Source organism: Micromonospora sp. CPCC 205558, from assembly GCF_036902955.1.
In the GTDB taxonomy this organism is placed as follows: Bacteria; Actinomycetota; Actinomycetes; order Mycobacteriales; family Micromonosporaceae; genus Micromonospora.
The window spans coordinates 1-18156 of the sequence record NZ_JBAKHR010000040.1 but is presented as its reverse complement, the minus strand read 5'-3'; the positions used below and the strand labels follow the sequence as shown (position 1 = coordinate 18156).

15 protein-coding genes and 1 pseudogene are annotated in these 18156 nt (G+C 71.4%); 7 read left to right on the top strand and 9 right to left on the bottom strand.

Translation table 11 applies throughout. The features are described 5' to 3' along the window. Nucleotides 1-138: 138 nt before the first annotated feature. The 6 genes from tkt to pgl all read left to right on the top strand — a co-directional run bounded on the left by tkt (nt 139) and on the right by pgl (nt 8701). A complete protein-coding gene (gene tkt, locus V6U86_RS30055) occupies nt 139-2277 on the top strand; it encodes a transketolase (RefSeq protein ID WP_334509232.1) in 2139 nt (712 codons plus the stop codon). A 15-nt stretch (nt 2278-2292) separates the two neighbouring features. Then, complete coding sequence (gene tal, locus V6U86_RS30050) at nt 2293-3492, top strand: transaldolase (protein ID WP_334509230.1); 1200 nt, start codon at nt 2293-2295, stop codon at nt 3490-3492. Between the two features lie 76 nt (nt 3493-3568). Continuing rightward, a complete protein-coding gene (locus tag V6U86_RS30045) occupies nt 3569-5218 on the top strand; it encodes a glucose-6-phosphate isomerase (RefSeq protein WP_334509227.1) in 1650 nt (549 codons plus the stop codon). A 2-nt stretch (nt 5219-5220) separates the two neighbouring features. Further along, a complete protein-coding gene (gene zwf / locus V6U86_RS30040; RefSeq protein WP_334509224.1) occupies nt 5221-6774 on the top strand; it encodes a glucose-6-phosphate dehydrogenase in 1554 nt (517 codons plus the stop codon). Continuing rightward, nucleotides 6771-7787, top strand: a complete 1017-nt coding sequence (locus tag V6U86_RS30035) for a glucose-6-phosphate dehydrogenase assembly protein OpcA (protein ID WP_124771041.1) — start codon at nt 6771-6773, stop codon at nt 7785-7787. Before zwf ends, V6U86_RS30035 begins: the two co-directional genes overlap by 4 nt. 143 nt (nt 7788-7930) lie before the next feature. Beyond that, a complete protein-coding gene (gene pgl / locus V6U86_RS30030; RefSeq protein ID WP_334509221.1) occupies nt 7931-8701 on the top strand; it encodes a 6-phosphogluconolactonase in 771 nt (256 codons plus the stop codon). A gap of 17 nt (nt 8702-8718) precedes the next feature. On the opposite strand, the gene V6U86_RS30025 is transcribed toward pgl, so the two are convergent. The 8 genes from V6U86_RS30025 to rapZ all read right to left on the bottom strand — a co-directional run bounded on the left by V6U86_RS30025 (nt 8719) and on the right by rapZ (nt 15819). Continuing rightward, on the bottom strand, nt 8719-9060 hold the full coding sequence (locus tag V6U86_RS30025) for an RNA polymerase-binding protein RbpA (RefSeq protein ID WP_124771039.1): 342 nt from the start codon (nt 9058-9060) through the stop codon (nt 8719-8721). Between the two features lie 140 nt (nt 9061-9200). After that, nucleotides 9201-9461, bottom strand: a complete 261-nt coding sequence (gene secG / locus V6U86_RS30020) for a preprotein translocase subunit SecG (protein ID WP_121653040.1) — start codon at nt 9459-9461, stop codon at nt 9201-9203. 96 nt (nt 9462-9557) lie between these two features. Further along, on the bottom strand, nt 9558-10349 hold the full coding sequence (gene tpiA, locus V6U86_RS30015) for a triose-phosphate isomerase (protein WP_334509215.1): 792 nt from the start codon (nt 10347-10349) through the stop codon (nt 9558-9560). After that, complete coding sequence (locus tag V6U86_RS30010; protein WP_334509213.1) at nt 10350-11549, bottom strand: phosphoglycerate kinase; 1200 nt, start codon at nt 11547-11549, stop codon at nt 10350-10352. Beyond that, nucleotides 11546-12550 (bottom strand): type I glyceraldehyde-3-phosphate dehydrogenase, encoded by a 1005-nt coding sequence (gene gap, locus V6U86_RS30005; RefSeq protein WP_088988543.1) that lies wholly within the window; start codon nt 12548-12550, stop codon nt 11546-11548. Before gap ends, V6U86_RS30010 begins: the two co-directional genes overlap by 4 nt. Nucleotides 12551-12817: 267 nt before the next feature. Further along, the gene (whiA, locus tag V6U86_RS30000) at nt 12818-13798 is read right to left on the bottom strand and encodes a DNA-binding protein WhiA (RefSeq protein WP_030337350.1); all 981 of its coding nucleotides are present in this window, start codon (nt 13796-13798) and stop codon (nt 12818-12820) included. A gap of 54 nt (nt 13799-13852) precedes the next feature. Beyond that, on the bottom strand, nt 13853-14920 hold the full coding sequence (locus V6U86_RS29995; RefSeq protein WP_334509206.1) for a gluconeogenesis factor YvcK family protein: 1068 nt from the start codon (nt 14918-14920) through the stop codon (nt 13853-13855). Further along, on the bottom strand, nt 14917-15819 hold the full coding sequence (gene rapZ, locus V6U86_RS29990) for an RNase adapter RapZ (RefSeq protein WP_334509315.1): 903 nt from the start codon (nt 15817-15819) through the stop codon (nt 14917-14919). The genes V6U86_RS29995 and rapZ overlap by 4 nt, the downstream gene beginning before the upstream one ends. 313 nt (nt 15820-16132) lie before the next feature. On the opposite strand from rapZ, the gene recQ reads away from it, so the two are divergent. After that, complete coding sequence (recQ, locus tag V6U86_RS29985) at nt 16133-17974, top strand: DNA helicase RecQ (protein WP_334509204.1); 1842 nt, start codon at nt 16133-16135, stop codon at nt 17972-17974. Nucleotides 17975-18047: 73 nt separating this feature from the next. Here recQ and V6U86_RS29980 read toward each other — a convergent pair. Continuing rightward, nucleotides 18048-18156: pseudogene (locus V6U86_RS29980) on the bottom strand (C39 family peptidase); the annotation flags it as partial.

Sequence of the window (18156 nt, the reverse complement as noted above, 5' to 3'; positions counted from 1 at the left end):
GTCACACCACCGGGTTGAACCGAGCATCCGGATGGTCACGTAGCGCACACCATGCGCAGATCCCTGGGCGCACGTTTAGGGACGCTCGATAAGGTCATCGGTGAGGGTTCCGCCCATCTGCCGAGGAGCACAACCATCGTGGCTGTTAAACGACCCGAGCACTCCGCACTGAACTGGTCCGACCTCGATCGCCGGGCCGTCGACACCGTCCGCGTGCTGGCCATGGACGCCGTAGAGAAATCCGGCAACGGCCACCCGGGCACCGCGATGAGCCTCGCGCCCGCGGCGTACCTCCTGTTCAACCGCGTCATGCGGCACAACCCGGCCGACCCGAACTGGCCCGGTCGCGACCGGTTCGTTCTCTCCGCCGGGCACTCCAGCCTGACGCTCTACATCCAGCTGTTCCTCTCCGGTTACCCGCTGAGCCTGGACGACCTGAAGTCGCTGCGGCAGTGGGGCTCGCAGACGCCGGGGCACCCCGAGCACGGGCACACCCCGGGCGTGGAGACCACCACCGGCCCGCTCGGGCAGGGTCTGGGCAACGCGGTCGGCATGGCCATGGCGGCCCGCCGTGAGCGCGGCCTGTTCGACCCCGAGGCCGAGCTCGGCGCGTCCGTCTTCGATCACGACATCTGGTGCATCGTCTCCGACGGCGACATCGAGGAGGGCATCAGCCACGAGGCCAGCGCCCTCGCCGGGCACCAGCAGCTGGGCAACCTCACGGTGATCTACGACGACAACGAGATCTCCATCGAGGACGACACCCGGATCGCCAAGAGCGAGGACGTGGCCGCCCGCTACGAGGCGTACGGCTGGCACGTGCAGACCGTCGACTGGCGCACCGGGGACGCCGACCAGGGCGACTACCACGAGGACGCCGAGGCGCTCTACGCGGCGCTGCTGGCCGCCAAGGCGGAGACCGGCCGCCCCTCCTTCATCGCGCTGCGCACCATCATCGGCTGGCCCGCGCCCAACAAGCAGAACACCGGCAAGATCCACGGCTCGGCGCTCGGCGCCGACGAGGTTAAGGCCACCAAGCGGATCCTCGACTTCGACCCGGAGCAGACCTTCCAGGTCGACGAGGAGGTGCTCAGCCACGCCCGCACCGTGATGAGCCGCGGCTCCGACGCCCAGCAGGCGTGGACCACCTCGTTCGACGCCTGGAAGAAGGCCAACCCGGAGCGCACCGCGCTCTACGAGCGGCTGGCTGGCCGCGTACTCCCCGACGGCTGGACCGACGCGTTGCCGGTCTTCCCCGCGGACGCCAAGGGGGTGGCCACCCGGGCCGCCTCCGGCAAGGTGCTGGAGGCGCTCGCGCCGGTGCTCCCGGAGCTGTGGGGCGGCTCGGCCGACCTGGCCGAGAGCAACAACACCACCATGAAGGGCGAGCCGTCGTTCATTCCGGCCACGCACGCCACCAAGGACTTCCCCGGCCACGAGTACGGCCGCACGCTGCACTTCGGCATTCGTGAGCACGCCATGGGCGCGATCCTCAACGGCATCGCCCTGCACGGCGGCACCCGCCCGTACGGCGGCACGTTCCTGGTCTTCAGCGACTACATGCGTCCGTCGGTGCGGCTGGCCGCGCTGATGAAGCTGCCGGTGACCTACGTCTGGACGCACGACTCGATCGGCCTCGGCGAGGACGGCCCGACCCACCAGCCGGTGGAGCACCTGACCGCGCTGCGCGCCATCCCGGGCCTGGACGTGGTCCGTCCGGCGGACGCCAACGAGACCGCCTGGGCCTGGCGGCAGGCGCTGGAGCACACCGACCGGCCCACCGCCCTGGCGCTGAGCCGTCAGCCGCTGCCGACCATGGACCGCGAGGTCCTGGGCAGCGCGGACGGCGTGGCCAAGGGCGGCTACGTGCTGGCCGAGGCGTCCAACGGCAAGCCTCAGGTGATCATCGTCGGCACCGGTTCCGAGGTGCAGCTCTGCCTGACCGCGCGGGAGCGGCTGGAGGCCGACGGCACCCCGACCCGGGTCGTCTCGATGCCCTGCCAGGAGTGGTTCTACGAGCAGGACGAGGCGTACCGGGAGTCGGTGCTCCCGCGCGGGGTAAAGGCACGGGTGAGCGTGGAGGCGGGCATCGCGATGTCCTGGCGCGCCATCGTCGGTGACCTCGGCGAGAGCGTCAGCCTGGAGCACTACGGAGCGAGCGCCCCGCACACCGTGCTCTTCGAGCAGTTCGGGTTCACCCCCGACCGGATCGTGGCGGCAGCACACGCCTCGCTGGCCCGGGTGGGCGACATCACCGGTTTCACGACCGGCAACTGAGGGAGCGTGGACGGCATGACGGACAAGCTGAATGAGCTCACCGCCGCGGGTGTGGCGGTCTGGCTCGATGATCTTTCCCGGGTGCGGTTGAGCTCCGGCGGGCTGGACCAGCTGCGCCGCGAGAAGCACGTGGCCGGTGTCACCACCAACCCGACGATCTTCGCCAAGGCGCTGAGTGACGCCGACGAGTACAACTGGCAGCTGCGTGACCTCGCCACCCGTGGCGTGGACGTGGAAGAGGCCGTGCGGATGCTCACCACGTACGACGTACGGTGGGCCTGTGACGTGATGCGCCCGTCGTACGACGGCAGCGCCGGCGTGGACGGCCGGGTCTCGATCGAGGTGGACCCGCGCAGCGCACACAACGCGGACAAGACGGTCGCCGAGGCCAAGGCGCTGTGGTGGCTGGTCGACCGGCCCAACCTCTTCATCAAGATCCCGGCCACCGAGGCGGGCCTGTCGGCGATCACCGACACCCTGGCCGAGGGGATCAGCGTCAACGTGACGCTGATCTTCGGTCTGGACCGCTACTCGGCGGTCATGGAGGCTTTCCTGGCCGGTCTGGAGCAGGCCAAGGCCAACGGCCACGACCTGTCGACGATCGGGTCGGTCGCGTCGTTCTTCGTCTCCCGGGTCGACTCCGAGGTCGACAAGAGATTGGATCGGATGGCCGACAAGGCCGCCGACAGCGCGGGCAAAGAGCGCGCGCTGGGACTGAAGGGGCGCGCCGCGGTCGCCAACGCGCAGCTGGCGTACGAGCGCTACACCGAGGTCTTCTCCTCGGACCGCTGGAAGGCGCTCGCCGCCGCCGGAGCGCACCCGCAGCGGCCGCTGTGGGCGTCCACCTCGACGAAGAACCCGGACTACCGGGACGTGATCTACGTCGAGGAGCTGATCGCGCCCGGCACGGTCAACACGATGCCGGAGGCGGTCATCCACGCGTACGCCGATCATGGCGAGACGCGCGGCGACACCGTCACCGGTGCCTACGACGCGGCCCGGAAGGTCTTCGCGGACCTGGAGTCGGTCGGGGTGGACATGGCCGACGTGATCGCCACCCTTGAGCGCGAGGGTGTGGAGAAGTTCGAGGCGAGCTGGCAGGAACTGCTCGACGGCGTCAGCAAGTCGCTGGCGGCGGCTGGCACCGGCAAGGGTGCTCCGAACAAGGCGGCCAAGGGCAACGCCAAGGCCGCCGAGAAGGCCGGTGGCGCATGAGCGAGCGCAGTGAGCGAATCAGCAAGCTCAGTGCGATGAGACCTCATGACGGCACGCAGCGAAGCGGAGTGGCGGCATGAGCGATCTTGTTGGAGGGCCGGTGGAGGCAGCCGCCGGGCTCGCCGTGTACGGCGCGGACGCGGTCGACAAGGCCGCGCCCGCCTCGACCCGGGACGCGCTGGTCAAGGCCGGCGTCCCGGGCAAGCTGGCGGGCAAGGACGCGAGCCTGTGGGGTCCGGACGCCGAGGCCGAGGCGAAGGTCCGGTTGGGCTGGGTGGACACCCACCGGCGCAGCCGCGAGCTGCTCGCGCAGTTGGCCGAGCTGAAAGCGGAGCTGGCCGACCTGGATCATGTGGTGCTCGCCGGCATGGGCGGCTCGTCGCTCGCGCCCGAGGTGATCACCCAGACGCTGGGTCGCCCGCTGACCGTGCTGGACACCACCGACCCGGGCCAGGTCCGGGCCGCGCTCGGTGACCGGCTGGAGCGCACCGTCGTGGTGGTGGCCAGCAAGTCCGGGTCGACGGTGGAGACCGACAGCCACCGGCGCGCCTACTGGCAGGCGTTCCTGGATGCCGGGATGACCGAGGCGGAGGCCGGTCGGCACTTCGTCATCGTCACCGACCCGGGTTCGCCGCTGGAGGCCACCGCGACCGAGATGGGCGCGTTCACCGTGCTCGCCGACCCGAACGTCGGCGGCCGGTACTCGGCGCTGACCGCGTTCGGTCTGGTGCCCTCGGCGCTGGCCGGCGTCGAGGTCGCGGAACTGCTCGACCAGGCCGACGCGCTGGCCACTTCGCTCGGCGCGGACCAGAACAACCCGGCGTTGGCGTTGGGCGCCGCCCTGGGCGCCGCGGCCACGCTGGCCCGGGACAAGGTCGCCCTGGTCTCTGACGGCACCGGCATCGACGGGCTCGGCGACTGGGCCGAGCAGCTGATCGCCGAGTCGACCGGCAAGGCCGGGGTGGGCATCCTCCCGGTGGTCGTGGAGTCCCCGCAGAGCCCCGGTGCCACCGGCGCGGACGTGCTGACCATCAGCTACGGCGGCGCGCTGGCCCCCGGTGACATGCCGGGCGGCGGCGCCAACCCGGACGTGGCCGTCAACGGCCCGCTCGGCGCGCAGTTCCTGGCCTGGGAGTACGCCACCGCGGTGGCCGGCGTGGTGCTCGGGATCGACCCGTTCAACCAGCCGAACGTCACGGAGTCCAAGGAGAACACCAACAAGATCCTGGCCTCGGGCCTGCCGGCGGAGACGCCGTCGTTCACCGAGGGCGCGATCGAGGTGTACGCCCCACAGGGCGCCCCCGGGGACCTGGCCGGCGTGCTGCGCTGGCTCCTCGACGGGCTGGGCGACGACGGTTACCTCGCGGTGATGGCGTACCTCGACCGGTTCGCCGACGCCGACGCGGCCCGGCTGCGGCCACTGCTGGCGCAGGCGGGCGGGCGGCCGGTCACCTTCGGCTGGGGTCCGCGGTTCCTGCACTCCACCGGCCAGTACCACAAGGGCGGTCCGCAGGTGGGTAGCTACCTCCAGGTGACCGGCGCGGTCGCCGAGGACCTGGAGGTGCCGGGCAAGCCGTACACCTTCGGTGAGCTGCAGGCGGCGCAGGCTGCCGGGGACCGGCAGGCGCTCGCCGGTCGGGAGCGGCCGGTGCTGCGGTTGCACCTGACCGACCGGGCCGCCGGTGTCGCCCAGCTACTGGACGCGGCCGGTGATCTACGGGCGTGAGGATGGACGACGTGACTGAAGCGGAGCAAGGGGGCGATTCGGTGAACCCGCTGCGCGACCCGCAGGACCGCCGGTTGCCCCGGATCCCCGAGCCGTGCGCTCTGGTGATCTTCGGGGTGACCGGCGACCTCGCCCGTAAGAAGCTGCTCCCCGCGGTCTACGACCTGGCCAACCGAGGGCTGCTGCCGCCGGGCTTCGTGGTCCTCGGTTTCGCGCGCCGCGACTGGGGTGACGGCGACTTCGAGACGTTGGCCTGCGAGGCGGCCCGCAAGCACGCCCGCACCCCGTGGCGAGACGAGGTGTGGGCGCGGCTGGCCGGCAACATCAAGTTCGTCGGCGGGTCGTTCGACGACGATGCCGCCTTCGACACCCTCGCCGAGACGCTCGACGATCTGCGACAGACCCACGGCATCACCGGCAACGCGGCGTTCTACTTCTCCATCCCGCCGGCCGCGTTCCCCGTCGTGCTCAAGCAGTTGGCCCGTACCGGAATGGCCGACAACGACAAGTCCGGCGGTTGGCGCCGGGTCGTGGTGGAGAAGCCCTTCGGCAACGACCTGCCGTCGGCGAAGGCGCTCAACGACCTCGTCGACGACGTGTTCACCCGGCAGGACGTCTTCCGGATCGACCACTACCTGGGCAAGGAGACGGTTCAGAACATCCTCGCCCTGCGGTTCGCCAACAACCTGTTCGAGCCGCTGTGGAACTCCAAATACGTCGACTCGGTGCAGATCACCATGGCGGAGGACGTCGGCATCGGCACCCGCGCCGGCTTCTACGACACCGTCGGCACCGCCCGTGACGTGCTGCAGAACCACCTCCTGCAACTCCTCGCCCTGGTGGCGATGGAGGAGCCGACCAGCTTCGACGCCGACGAGATCCGGGCCGAGAAGCTGAAGGTGCTCAAGGCCATCACCCTGCCCAAGGACGTCGCCCGCGACACCGTCCGCGGCCAGTACCTGCCCGGCTGGGTCGGCGGCGAACGCGCGGTCGGTTACCTGGATGAGCAGGACGTCCCCGCCGACTCCACCACCGAGACGTACGTGGCGGTGCGGCTGGGCATCCAGAACCGCCGCTGGGCGGAGGTGCCGTTCTACATCCGGGCCGGCAAGCGGCTGCCCCGGCGGGTCACCGAGGTCGCCATCATGTTCAAGAAGGCGCCGCACCTGCCGTTCAACGACGCCGACATGGAGTCGCTGGGCAACAACCAGCTGGTCATCCGGGTGCAGCCGGATGAGGGTGTGGTGCTCAAGTTCGGCTCCAAGGTGCCGGGCACGACCATGGAGGTCCGCGACATCGCGATGGACTTCCAGTACGGCGAGGCGTTCACCGAATCCAGCCCCGAGGCGTACGAGCGTCTGGTGCTGGACGTGCTGATCGGCGACCGCACCCTGTTCCCGGACGCGGCCGAGGTCGAGCAGAGCTGGCAGGTGATCGACCCTCTGGAGCACGCCTGGGAGGGCACCACCCCGGAGCCGTACCGGGCCGGCGAGTGGGGCCCCCGGGCCTCCGACGAGATGCTGGCCCGCGAGGGCCGCGCCTGGAGACGAGCATGATCGGGCTGTGGGACACCACCGGCAACGAGGTGGTCAAGGCGCTCGCCGCCGAGCGGCGCAGCGCCGGCGGGGTGGCCAGCGGCATGGCGCTCACCCTGATCGTGGTCGTGGACGAGAAGCGGGTCCGGGAGGCGGAGGCCGCGGCGACGATCGCCGCCGCCGCACACCCGTGCCGGCTCCTGGTGGTGGTGCGCTCGGAGATCGAGCGGGACCGCAACCGACTGGACGCGGAGATCGTGGTCGGTGGCCGGCTCGGCCCGTGCGAAGCGGTGGTCACCCGGATGTACGGTCGGCTGTCCCTGCACGCCGAGTCGGTCGTGATGCCGCTGCTGGTGCCCGACGTGCCGGTGGTCACCTGGTGGCACGGCGAGCCGCCGGCGGAGATCGCCACCGACTTCCTCGGGGTGGTGGCCGACCGGAGGATCACCGACTGCGCGCAGGCCGCCGACCCGGTGGAGGCGCTGCGGCAGCGTGCCCGGGACTACGCCCCGGGCGACACCGACCTGGCGTGGACCCGGATCACCCCGTGGCGCACCCTGGTCGCCGGGGCGTTCGACACCACCAGCGCCCAGGTCACCGAGGCGACAATCGTCGCGCCGCCCACCGACCCGACGGCGGCGTTGATGGCCGGTTGGCTGTCCAGCCGACTCGGCATCACCCCACGTCGGGTGGACAGCAACGAGTTCCCTCGGATGCGGGAGGTGCAGCTCAGCTGCGCCAACGGCGACCAGCTGACGCTGACCCGCGAGGACAGCATGGCCGTTTTTCGGCGGACGGGCCAGGACGACCGGGCCCTGCCGCTGGTCCGCCGCCCGCTCGGCGACGAGCTGGCCGAAGAGCTGCGCCGGCTGGACGCCGACCAGGTGTACGCGGAGGCGCTGGGCGCGACGGCCGGCCTGCGGGGGCTGGAGCAGCGCCCGCCGCAGCGGGTCCACGTCTGGAAGGATCCGGCCACCGCGCAGCGCGCCGAGGCCGGGGTCACCGCCCACGCCGGCACGAGCGGCGAGGGCTGAGCCCAGCCGGGGCACGACGTCGGGCAGGGCCGGTACCCACCGGCCCTGCCCCGCAATCTCCGGGGTTTTTGCCCCACCACCTCGGGCACACCGCCCCGGGCACGACAGCGACCGCCGCGCGGTCGGGAAACGAAGGCGCAACCATGAGTGAGGCGAGTGTCGCGGTCCACGCCGACGCCGACCTGCTGGCGCAGGCCGTGGCGGCCCGGTTGCTGGTGAAGCTGCTCGACGCCCAGGCCGACCGGGGCGAAGCGTCGGTGGTGCTCACCGGAGGTCGGGTCGCCGCCGCCGTGTACCGGGCGGTGGCGGCGCTGCCCGCCCGCGACGCGGTGGACTGGTCCCGGGTCGACGTGTGGTGGGGCGACGAACGGTTCCTGCCCGCCGGTGATCCGGACCGTAACGAGACGCAGGCGCGCGCCGCCCTGCTGGACGTGGTGCCGCTGGACCCGGCCCGGGTGCACGCGATGCCGGTCTCGGACGGCCCGGCCGGCAACGACCCCGAGGCGGCAGCCGCCGGGTACGCGGAGGAGCTGGCCCGCGCCGCCCGGCCCGGGCACGCCACACTGCCGCACTTCGACGTGCTGATGCTGGGCGTCGGCGAGGACGGCCACGTGGCTTCGGTCTTCCCCGAGCACCCGGTGGGCTACGAGACCCGGCCGGTCAGCGCGGTGCGGGGCAGCCCCAAGCCGCCGCCGACGCGGACCACCCTCACCCTGCCGGCGATCAACACCGCCGAGGAGGTCTGGTTGGTGGCCGCCGGCGCCGACAAGGCTCGCGCGGTGGGTATGGCGTTGGCCGGCGCCGGGCCGGTGCAGTTGCCGGCGGCCGGTGTGCACGGTGTGGGCCGCACCCGCTGGCTGTTGGACCGGGCCGCGGCAGCCGATGTACCCGCCCGACTGCGCAGCCTGCGCTGAGCGCGAGGAAGACCCCGCTACTCGCCGCGTCGACGGCGTAGTGCGGCGAGCGCCTCGGCGAGCAGGGCCTCCCCCTCCTCGGCGGTGCGCCGCTCCTTCACGTACGCCAGGTGGCTCTTGTACGGTTCGGCGCGGACCCGGCCCGGCGGGTTCTGCGCGTCCCGGCCGGCGGGCAGGCCGCAGCGGGGGCAGTCCCACAGGGCAGGCGGCTCGACATCAGCGGCGATCCGGATGTCGACCCGGTGGTCGTTACGGCACCAGTAGGTGACGTCCTGTCGGGGGGCGGGTTGGTGCCGCTCGTCCGGGCGCATGGGTGCGGACCCGACCCGGGCACCCCGGATAACGTTGCCATTCGGCACGGCTGCTCGCTCCTGTCGTCGGAGGGGACCCGCCGTCTTCGGGGGTGGTGCGGCGGGCGACGCGGTGCAGCGGAGAAAAGCCTGCGCGCGGCCCGCCGAGTGACGGACCGCGCGCAGATTGTACGACTTACTGGGCCTGCTCAGGCGCCGCTGTTCATTTGAAGGCGCAGCCAGAGCCCCAGCCCGATGATCGCGGCGAACCAGACGACGCTCACCAGAACGGTGTAGCGGTCCAGGTTCTTCTCCGCGACCGAGGAGCCGGCGAGGCTGGAGCTGACGCCACCGCCGAACATGCTCGACAGACCGCCACCCTTGCCGCGGTGCAGCAGGATCAGCAGGGTGAGCAGAATGCTCGTGATGACCAGCAACACGATCAACGTGTATGCGAACCAGATCGGCATGGCTGGGGTCAGTTCCTCTCGTAGCGATCCTCGCCCGGTCTGATCGGGCACGGCGGCACCGACCGGCGGACGGGCGGTGTCAAGGATACCGAGCGATCAGCGGGCGATGTGCTCCGGGAACCGGCAGATCTGAGCGAATTCCTCAGCGTCCAGGCTGGCGCCCCCCACCAGGCCCCCGTCCACGTCCGTCTGACTCATGATCGAGGCGATGTTGGACGCCTTGACCGAGCCGCCGTAGAGGACCCGAACCTGGTCGGCGGTCTCCTGGTCGAAACGTGCCGCCAGCCGCTGACGCACCGCCCCACAGACCTCCTGTGCGTCGTCCGGGGTCGCGGTCTTGCCCGTGCCGATCGCCCAGACCGGCTCGTACGCGACCACGACCTGCCGCACCTGCTCGGGGGTGAGACCGGCGAGGCCCCCGTCGAGCTGGTCGGAGCAGTGCGCCACATGGCCGCCCTGCTCGCGGACGTCCAGCCCCTCCCCCACGCAGAGGATCGGCGTCAGGCCGTGCGCCAGCGCCGCCTTGACCTTGGCGTTGACCAGCGCGTCGTCCTCGTGGTGGTAGGCCCGCCGCTCGGAGTGCCCAACCACTACGTACGTGCAGCCGAGCTTGGCCAGCATCGGCCCGGAGATGTCCCCGGTGTACGCGCCGGACGCGTGCGGGGAGAGGTCCTGCGCGCCGTAGCCGATCAGCAGTTTGTCCCCGTCCACCGCGGTCTGCACGGTCCGCAGGTCGGTGAAGGGCGGCAGCACGACCGTCTCGACGTCGGTGAGCTGCTTCTCGGTGAGGCTCGCCGCCAACTTCTGCACCAGCAGGTTGGCCTCGAGGTGGTTGAGGTTCATCTTCCAGTTGCCGGCCATCAACGGCCGGCGGGTGGTGCTCGACATTCAGTTCTCCAGGGCCGCGATGCCGGGGAGGGTCTTGCCCTCGAGGTATTCCAGGGAGGCGCCACCACCGGTGGAGATGTGCCCGAAGGACGACTCGTCCAATCCGAGGGCACGGACCGCCGCAGCGGAGTCACCGCCACCGACGACGCTGAACGCGTCGGCCTTGGTGATCGCCTCGGCGACCCCCCGGGTGCCCGCCGCGAAGGCCGCCATCTCGAACACGCCCATCGGGCCGTTCCAGAAGATCGTCTTCGCCTGGGACAGCGCGGCGCTGAAGCCGGCCACCGTCTCCGGGCCGACGTCCAGGCCGAGCCGGTGGCTCGGGATGCCGTCGACCCGAACCGTGTCGTGCGCCGCGTCCGGAGCGAACGCGTCAGCGACCACCACGTCGACCGGGAGCATGATCTTGCCGCCGGACCGCTCCAGCAGGTTGCGGCAGGTTTCGACCATGTCCTTCTCCAGCAGCGAGGTGCCCACCTCCAGGCCCTGGGCCTTGAGGAAGGTGAAGCACATCCCGCCACCGATGAGCAGCCGGTCGACCGTGGGCAGCAGCGCCTCGATGACGGCGAGCTTGTCGGACACCTTCGACCCACCGAGCACCACCACGTACGGGCGCCCGGGATCACCGGTCAGCTTGGAGAGCACCTCGACCTCACGCAGCACCAGCCGGCCCGCGACGTGCGGCAACCGGGCCGGCACATCGAAGACGCTGGCGTGCTTGCGGTGCACAGCACCGAACGCGTCATCCACATAGGCATCGCCGAACGCGGCGAGCTGGTCGGCGAAAGCGCCCCGCTCGGCCTCGTCCTTGCTGGTCTCACCGGCGTTGAAGCGCAGGTTCTCCAGCAGGGCGACCTGGCCGTCGGCCAGGTCGGCGACTGTGGAACGGGCCGACTCACCGACGGTGTCGGTGGCGAAGTGCACCGGAGCGCCGAGCAGCTCACCGAGCCGCCCGGCGACCGGGCTCAGGCTGAACTGCGGGTCCGGCGTGCCCTTCGGGCGGCCCAGGTGCGAGCAGACGACCACCTTCGCGCCGGCCTCCACCAGCGCGCCGAGGGTCGGCAGCACCGCGCGGATCCGACCGTCGTCCGTGATGGCACCGGTCTGCTTGTCGAGCGGGACGTTCAGGTCGGCGCGCACCAGCACGCGCCGACCCGACACCCCCTCGGCGAGCAGGTCGTCGAGGGTCCGGATGCTCACAGCGACGAACCGACCAGCTTGACGAGGTCGACGAGCCGGTTGGAGTAGCCCCACTCGTTGTCGTACCAGCCGACGACCTTGACCTGGTTGCCGACGACCTTGGTCAGCGGCGCGTCGAAGATGCACGACGCCGGGTCGGTCACGATGTCGGTGGAGACGATCGGGTCCTCGTTGTAGACCAGGATGCCCTTGAGCGGGCCGTCCGCGGCGGCCTTCAGCGCGGCGTTGACCTCGTCCACGGTGGTCTCGCGACCCACGTTGACGGTGAGGTCGGTGACCGAGCCGGTCGGGATCGGCACCCGCAGCGCGTACCCGTCGAGCTTGCCCTTGAGGTCCGGCAGGACCAGGCCGATCGCCTTGGCGGCGCCGGTCGAGGTCGGCACGATGTTCAGCGCGGCGGCCCGAGCCCGACGCAGGTCCGAGTGCGGCGCGTCCTGCAGGTTCTGGTCCTGGGTGTACGCGTGGATCGTCGTCATCAGACCGTGCTGGATGCCGAACGTGTCGTGCAGGACCTTCGCCATCGGGGCGAGGCAGTTGGTGGTGCACGAGGCGTTGGAGATGATGGTGTGCTTCGCCGGGTCGTAGGTGTCGTGGTTGACACCCATGACGACGGTGACGTCCTCGTTCTTCGCCGGGGCGGAGATGATGACCTTCTTGGCCCCGCCGTCGACGTGCGCCTTGGCCTTGGTGGCGTCGGTGAAGAAGCCGGTCGACTCGATGACGACGTCGGCGCCGACCTCGCCCCACGGCAGCTTCGACGGGTCCTTTTCGGCGTACGCCTTGATGGTCTTGCCACCGACGGTGATCTCGTCGGCGGTGGCCTTGACCTCGTACGGCAGACGACCGAGGATGCTGTCGTACTTGAGCAGGTGGGCGAGCGTGCCGTTGTCGGTCAGGTCGTTCACCGCCACGACCTCGATGTCGGCGTCAGACGCCAGCACTGCCCGGAAGAAGTTACGGCCGATTCGGCCAAAGCCGTTGATGCCAACCCGGATGGTCACAGGTCCCATCTCCTCGCGTTCTGGTCCGCCGGCTGCAGACAACGCGCCGGCGGGAATGGTGTGCGCCGACCGTTTGGAGCCGGCCGTCGACGGTTCATCTCGGCCACCCCGCCGCGCGGTCTGAGGACCTGACCGCCCGAGGCGGTGGGCACGACGAGAAGTGCCGGTGTCGGCCCCCTTGCCGTACTCAGCGACCTTATCCGAGCGTGCGAGACCACGCTGCGCCGGGTCGTGCTCCCGGGCGCACCGTGCGGCCCCACCGTCCTATCAGACCACGAGCATGTCGGGCGTGACGGCTGCTTCCGTATCCGGGATGCCAAGGTCGCGCGCCCGCTTGTCGGCCAGCGCCAGGAGCCGGCGGATCCGCCCCGCGATGGCGTCCTTGGTCAGCGGGGGGTCGGCCAGCGCGCCCAACTCCTCCAGCGACGCCTGCCGGTGCTCCAGGCGCAACCGCCCGGCGTCGGTCAGGTGGTTGGGCGCCTCGTCGGCGAGGATCTCCAGCGCACGGGTGACCCGGGCGGCGGCGGCGACCGCCGCCCGCGCCGAACGGCGCAGGTTGGCGTCGTCGAAGTTGGCGAGCCGGTTGGCGGTGGCGCGCACCTCGCGGCGTACCCGGCGCTCCTCCCAGGCCAGCACGCTGGAGTGCGCGCCGATCCGGGTGAGCAGCGCGGCGATCGCGTCACCGTCCTTGACGACCACCCGGTCCACCCCGCGTACCTCGCGGTTCTTCGCGGTGATGCCGATGCGGCGGGCCGCACCGACCAGCGCCAGCGCCGACTCCGGCCCCGGGCAGGTGATCTCCAGCGCGCTGGATCGGCCAGGCTCGGTGAGCGAGCCGTGGGCCATGAACGCGCCCCGCCACGCGGAGACCGCACAGCAGACGTTCGCCGCCACCACGTGCGGGGGCAGCCCGCGCACCGGGCGACCCCGCACGTCGAGCAGGCCGGTCTGGCGCGCGAGTGCCTCGCCGTCCTTGACCACCCGCACGATGAAGTGGCTGCCCTTGCGCAGCCCACCGGAGGCCAGCACGTGGATCTCGCTGGGATAGCCGTAGACCTCGGCGATCTCCCGGCGCAACCGCCGGGCAACCGCCCCGGTGTCCAGTTCAGCCTCCACCACCACGCGGCCGGAGACGATGTGCAACCCGCCGGCGAAGCGCAGCAGCGCGGCCATCTCCGCCCGCCGGCAGCAGGGCTTGGGCACGTCGACCCGACTCAGCTCGTCCTTGACCGCGGCCGTCATCGCCATTGTGCGTCCCCTCACGGACCTGTTCCGGCGTGTCGCCGGAGATTACGTACGTGTCTAACGATCGGCGCCCAGGACAGGCACCAGCGCGGCGCCCAGGGCAGCCGGATCATGGCGGGGAGTCCCGTCGACAACGGCGACGGGGGCGAGGACCAGGCGGGCACCCAGCGATTCTGCCGCACGTTCGACCGGTTCGGGGTCACCCACCGCCTTGGCATCGGCGAGCACAAGATCCACCTTGAGTTCGGGCAGGTACCAGTGCAGCGCCGCGAGATGGTCGGCGACGGAAAGCCCGAGGGTTTCCTTCTCCGCGGCGAGGTTCAGCGTGACCAGCCGCCGGGCCGAGGTGGACACGATGGCGTCGGCCAACTGCGGCACCAGCAGGTGCGGAAGCACACTGGTGTACCAGCTGCCCGGCCCGAAGATCAGCCAGTCCGCCGCCCGGATCGCCTCGATGGCCTCGGCGCAGGCCGGCGGGGCGCTCGGAGTGAGGCGCAGCGACTCGACCCGGCCGGTGGTGACGGCCACCTGGTGCTGGCCGCTGACCGTGCGCACCTCGTCGGGCGCGGCCGGGTCGGCGCCGCGTACCCGCGCCTCGATCCCGACCGGTTGGCGGGACATCGGCAACACCCGACCCACCGCGCCGAGCATCGCGCCGGCGTGCTCCAGCGCGGCCACCGGGTCGCCGAGCAGCTCCATCAGGCCGCAGAGCACCAGGTTGCCCACCGCGTGCCCGGTCAGACCGTCGATCCCCGCCAACCCCCCGTCGGCGCTGCGCGGGGCCGCGCCGTCCCGACCCGGGTCGTCGCCCACCGCCGGGCCCGGGTCGGTCGCGTCGGACCGGCGTACGCCCTCCGGCACGGCGGCGAAGCGGTGCTGGAACAGCCCGGCGCTGCGCCGGGTGGCCGGGTGGTCCCCGGCCAACGCCACCAGCGCCTGGCGCAGATCCCCCGGTGGCAGGCCGCCTCGCTCGGCCCGCAGCCGGCCGCTGGAGCCGCCGTCGTCACCAACCGTGACCACCGCGGTGATGTCGAGGTCGAGTTCGGGAGCGCAGTGGCGCAGCGCGCGCAACGAGGCGGACAGCCCGTGGCCGCCGCCGAACGCCACCACCCGCCGGGCCGTCATTCCCGCCCCAGGTCACGATGCTGGGCGTTCGCCGCCAGCCCGGAGTGACGCAGTCGGCCGGCCAACTCCTCGGCGATGGCCACGCTGCGGTGCTTGCCGCCGGTGCAGCCCACGGCGACGGTGAGGTACCGCTTGCCCTCCCGCTCGAAACCGGTCGTGGTGGCGTTGACCAGGTCGGCGTACGAGGCGACGAAGGCGTCCGCGCCCTCCTGGCCCAGCACGTACGCGCTGACCGCCTCCTCCCGCCCGGTGTGCTCGCGCAGCTCCGGCACCCAGTAGGGATTGGGCAGGAAGCGGGCGTCCAGCACGAAATCGGCGTCCGGTGGCAGGCCGTACTTGAAGCCGAACGACAACACGGTGACCCGCAGCCGGCGGGCGTCCTCCCCGCCGAACAGCTCCTCGATGCGCCGCCGGAGCTGGTTGACGTTCAGGTGGCTGGTGTCGATGATCACGTCGGCCTGGTCGCGGGCCTCCTCCAACAGACCGCGCTCCACGGCGATGCCGTCGGCCAGCCGCCCGTCACCCTGCAACGGGTGCGAACGCCGAACGCTCTCGAACCGCCGGATCAGCACCTCGTCGTCGGCGTCGACGAAGACCACCCGGGGCGAGAACCCACGCTCTTTGAGCTCCCGGATGGCCCCGACCAGGTCGGTGGAGAAGGCCCGCGACCGCACGTCCAGCACCATGGCCGTACGCCGGGCCGCGCCACCCGCCTTGAACGCCAGCTCGGCCATGTCCAGCATCAGGGCCTGCGGCAGATTGTCCACGACGTAGTAGCCGACGTTCTCCAACGCCCGGGCGACAGTGCTGCGGCCACCCCCGGAGAGGCCGGTGACCACCACGAGAGTGGTTTCCGACTCGGCCGCCAACTGCTCGTCGTCGGCCTCCGGGCCGTCGATCCGGTCGCCGGCTGTGCGCGCCTCGCTCACCCGTACCCCCAAGCCGTGGCGCCGCGGCCGCCCTCGGCCGCGATTGGTCAATCAGCGACTCTATCCCGCCAACGGCTCGCGGCCGGGCACCCGTGGCCGGGCGGCACCGACGGGCCGTTCGACGGTCGCCCTCCCGTCGGGGCGTACGACCTGATGTTCACGCGGATCAGCCCCGAGATGAGGACCCCGCAGCGGGGGTCCGGCCGACCGTGTCGCCCGTGCGGCGCACCCGGACCGGGTGCGCCGCACGGGCGCTGTCGGGGTCGGCTCGTAGACTCCCCGGATGGCTTCCCCCACCGAGCTGCGGACCGAGGACGCGCTGCCGGTGCTGCGCCGGGTGTTCGGCTACGACGCCTTCCGCGGTTTCCAGCAGGACGTGATCGACCATGTCGTCGCCGGCGGCGACGCGCTGGTGTTGATGCCCACCGGTGGCGGCAAGTCCCTGTGCTACCAGATCCCGGCCCTGGTCCGCGACGGGGTCGCCGTCGTCGTGTCCCCGTTGATCGCGCTCATGCAGGACCAGGTGGACGCCCTCACCGCCGTCGGCGTCCGGGCCGGGTTCCTCAACTCGACCCAGACCCTGGACGCCCGGCGGCGGGTGGAGGCCGCCTTCGTCGCCGGCGAACTGGACCTGCTCTACCTGGCCCCGGAGGCGCTCGGCGTCCGGTCCACCCTCGCCCTGCTGGACCGGGGGCGCATCTCCCTGTTCGCGATCGACGAGGCGCACTGCGTGTCCCAGTGGGGGCACGACTTCCGCCCCGACTATCTCGCGCTGTCGATGCTGCACGAACGCTGGCCGCAGGTGCCCCGCATCGCCCTGACCGCCACCGCGACCAGCGCCACCCGCACCGAGATCGCGACCCGGCTCAAGCTCGACGACGCCCGGCACTTCGTGGCCAGCTTCGACCGGCCCAACATCCAGTACCGGATCGTGCCCAAACGCGAGCCCCGCAAGCAACTGCTGACCCTGCTGCGCGACGAGCACCCCGGCGACGCCGGCATCGTCTACTGCCTGTCCCGGGCCTCCGTCGACAAGACCGCCGAGTTCCTCACCGCCAACGGAGTCGCCGCCCTGCCCTACCACGCAGGGCTGGACGCGGGCACCCGCGCCGCCAACCAGCAACGCTTCCTGCGCGAGGACGGCCTGGTCATGGTGGCCACCATCGCCTTCGGCATGGGCATCGACAAACCCGACGTCCGGTTCGTCGCCCACCTCGACCTACCGAAGTCCGTCGAGGGCTACTACCAGGAGACCGGCCGCGCCGGCCGAGACGGCCTACCATCCACCGCCTGGCTGGCGTACGGGCTGCAGGACGTGGTCCAGCAACGCAAGATGATCGAGACGTCCGACGGTGACCTCGCCCACCGCCGCAACCTGGCCGCGCACCTGGACGCGATGCTCGCCCTCTGCGAGACAGTCCGCTGCCGCCGCGTCCAACTGCTCGAATACTTCGGCGAGACGACCACAACCGCCTGCGGCAACTGCGACACCTGCCTCACCCCACCGGAGTCCTGGGACGGCACCGTCGCCGCCCAGAAGCTGCTCTCCGCAGTCTTCCGCCTCGACCGCGAACGCAACCAGCGCTTCGGCGCCGGGCACTGCATCGACATCCTGCTCGGCAAACAGACCGACAAGATCAGCCAGTACGGCCACGACTCGCTGACCGTCTTCGGCATCGGCGCCGAGCTCAGTGAGGCCGAGTGGCGGGGCGTGGTCCGGCAACTGCTCGCCGAAGGGCTCCTCGCCGTGGAGGGCGACTACGGCACGCTGGCGCTGACCGAGGCGAGCGCCGACGTCCTCGGTCGCCGCCGTACCGTCACCATGCGCCGCGAGCCGGAGAAGCCGGCATCGAGCCGCTCATCGAAGCCGCGCGGCTCGTCCACCGTCGTGGCCGAGCTGACCCCGGCCGCCGCGTCACTGTTCGAGCGGCTGCGCGGCTGGCGCGCGACCACCGCCAAGGAACAGGGCGTCCCGGCGTACGTGATCTTCCACGACGCCACCCTGCGACAGATCGCCAGCGACGCGCCCAGCACACTGGCCGACCTGTCCCGGGTCGGCGGGGTCGGCGAGAACAAACTCGCCAAGTACGGCGAGCAGATCCTCGCCGTCCTCGCCACCGACTGAGCGCATGCCGAAGGGCCGGGCCCCGGTGGTGGGGTCCGGCCCTTCGGTTCGTGCTGGTGTGCTGGTGTGCTGGTCAGCTGGTGGCGTAGCCGCGGGTGGCGATCCAGTCGGCGAGGTGTTCGACGCTGATCTGGTAGGCGGCCTGGTTGGGGTCGGCGGAGTCGGCGATGGTGACGGTGTTG

Excerpts from the sequence above, each read along its gene's own strand:
- tal (WP_334509230.1), top strand. The coding sequence starts at position 2,293 with ATGACGGACAAGCTGAATGAGCTCACCGCCGCGGGTGTGGCGGTCTGG.
- V6U86_RS30045 (WP_334509227.1), top strand. The coding sequence starts at position 3,569 with ATGAGCGATCTTGTTGGAGGGCCGGTGGAGGCAGCCGCCGGGCTCGCC.
- zwf (WP_334509224.1), top strand. The coding sequence starts at position 5,221 with ATGGACGACGTGACTGAAGCGGAGCAAGGGGGCGATTCGGTGAACCCG.
- V6U86_RS30035 (WP_124771041.1), top strand. The coding sequence starts at position 6,771 with ATGATCGGGCTGTGGGACACCACCGGCAACGAGGTGGTCAAGGCGCTC.
- pgl (WP_334509221.1), top strand. The coding sequence starts at position 7,931 with ATGAGTGAGGCGAGTGTCGCGGTCCACGCCGACGCCGACCTGCTGGCG.
- secG (WP_121653040.1), bottom strand. The coding sequence starts at position 9,461 with ATGCCGATCTGGTTCGCATACACGTTGATCGTGTTGCTGGTCATCACG.
- tpiA (WP_334509215.1), bottom strand. The coding sequence starts at position 10,349 with ATGTCGAGCACCACCCGCCGGCCGTTGATGGCCGGCAACTGGAAGATG.
- whiA (WP_030337350.1), bottom strand. The coding sequence starts at position 13,798 with ATGGCGATGACGGCCGCGGTCAAGGACGAGCTGAGTCGGGTCGACGTG.
- V6U86_RS29995 (WP_334509206.1), bottom strand. The coding sequence starts at position 14,920 with ATGACGGCCCGGCGGGTGGTGGCGTTCGGCGGCGGCCACGGGCTGTCC.
- recQ (WP_334509204.1), top strand. The coding sequence starts at position 16,133 with ATGGCTTCCCCCACCGAGCTGCGGACCGAGGACGCGCTGCCGGTGCTG.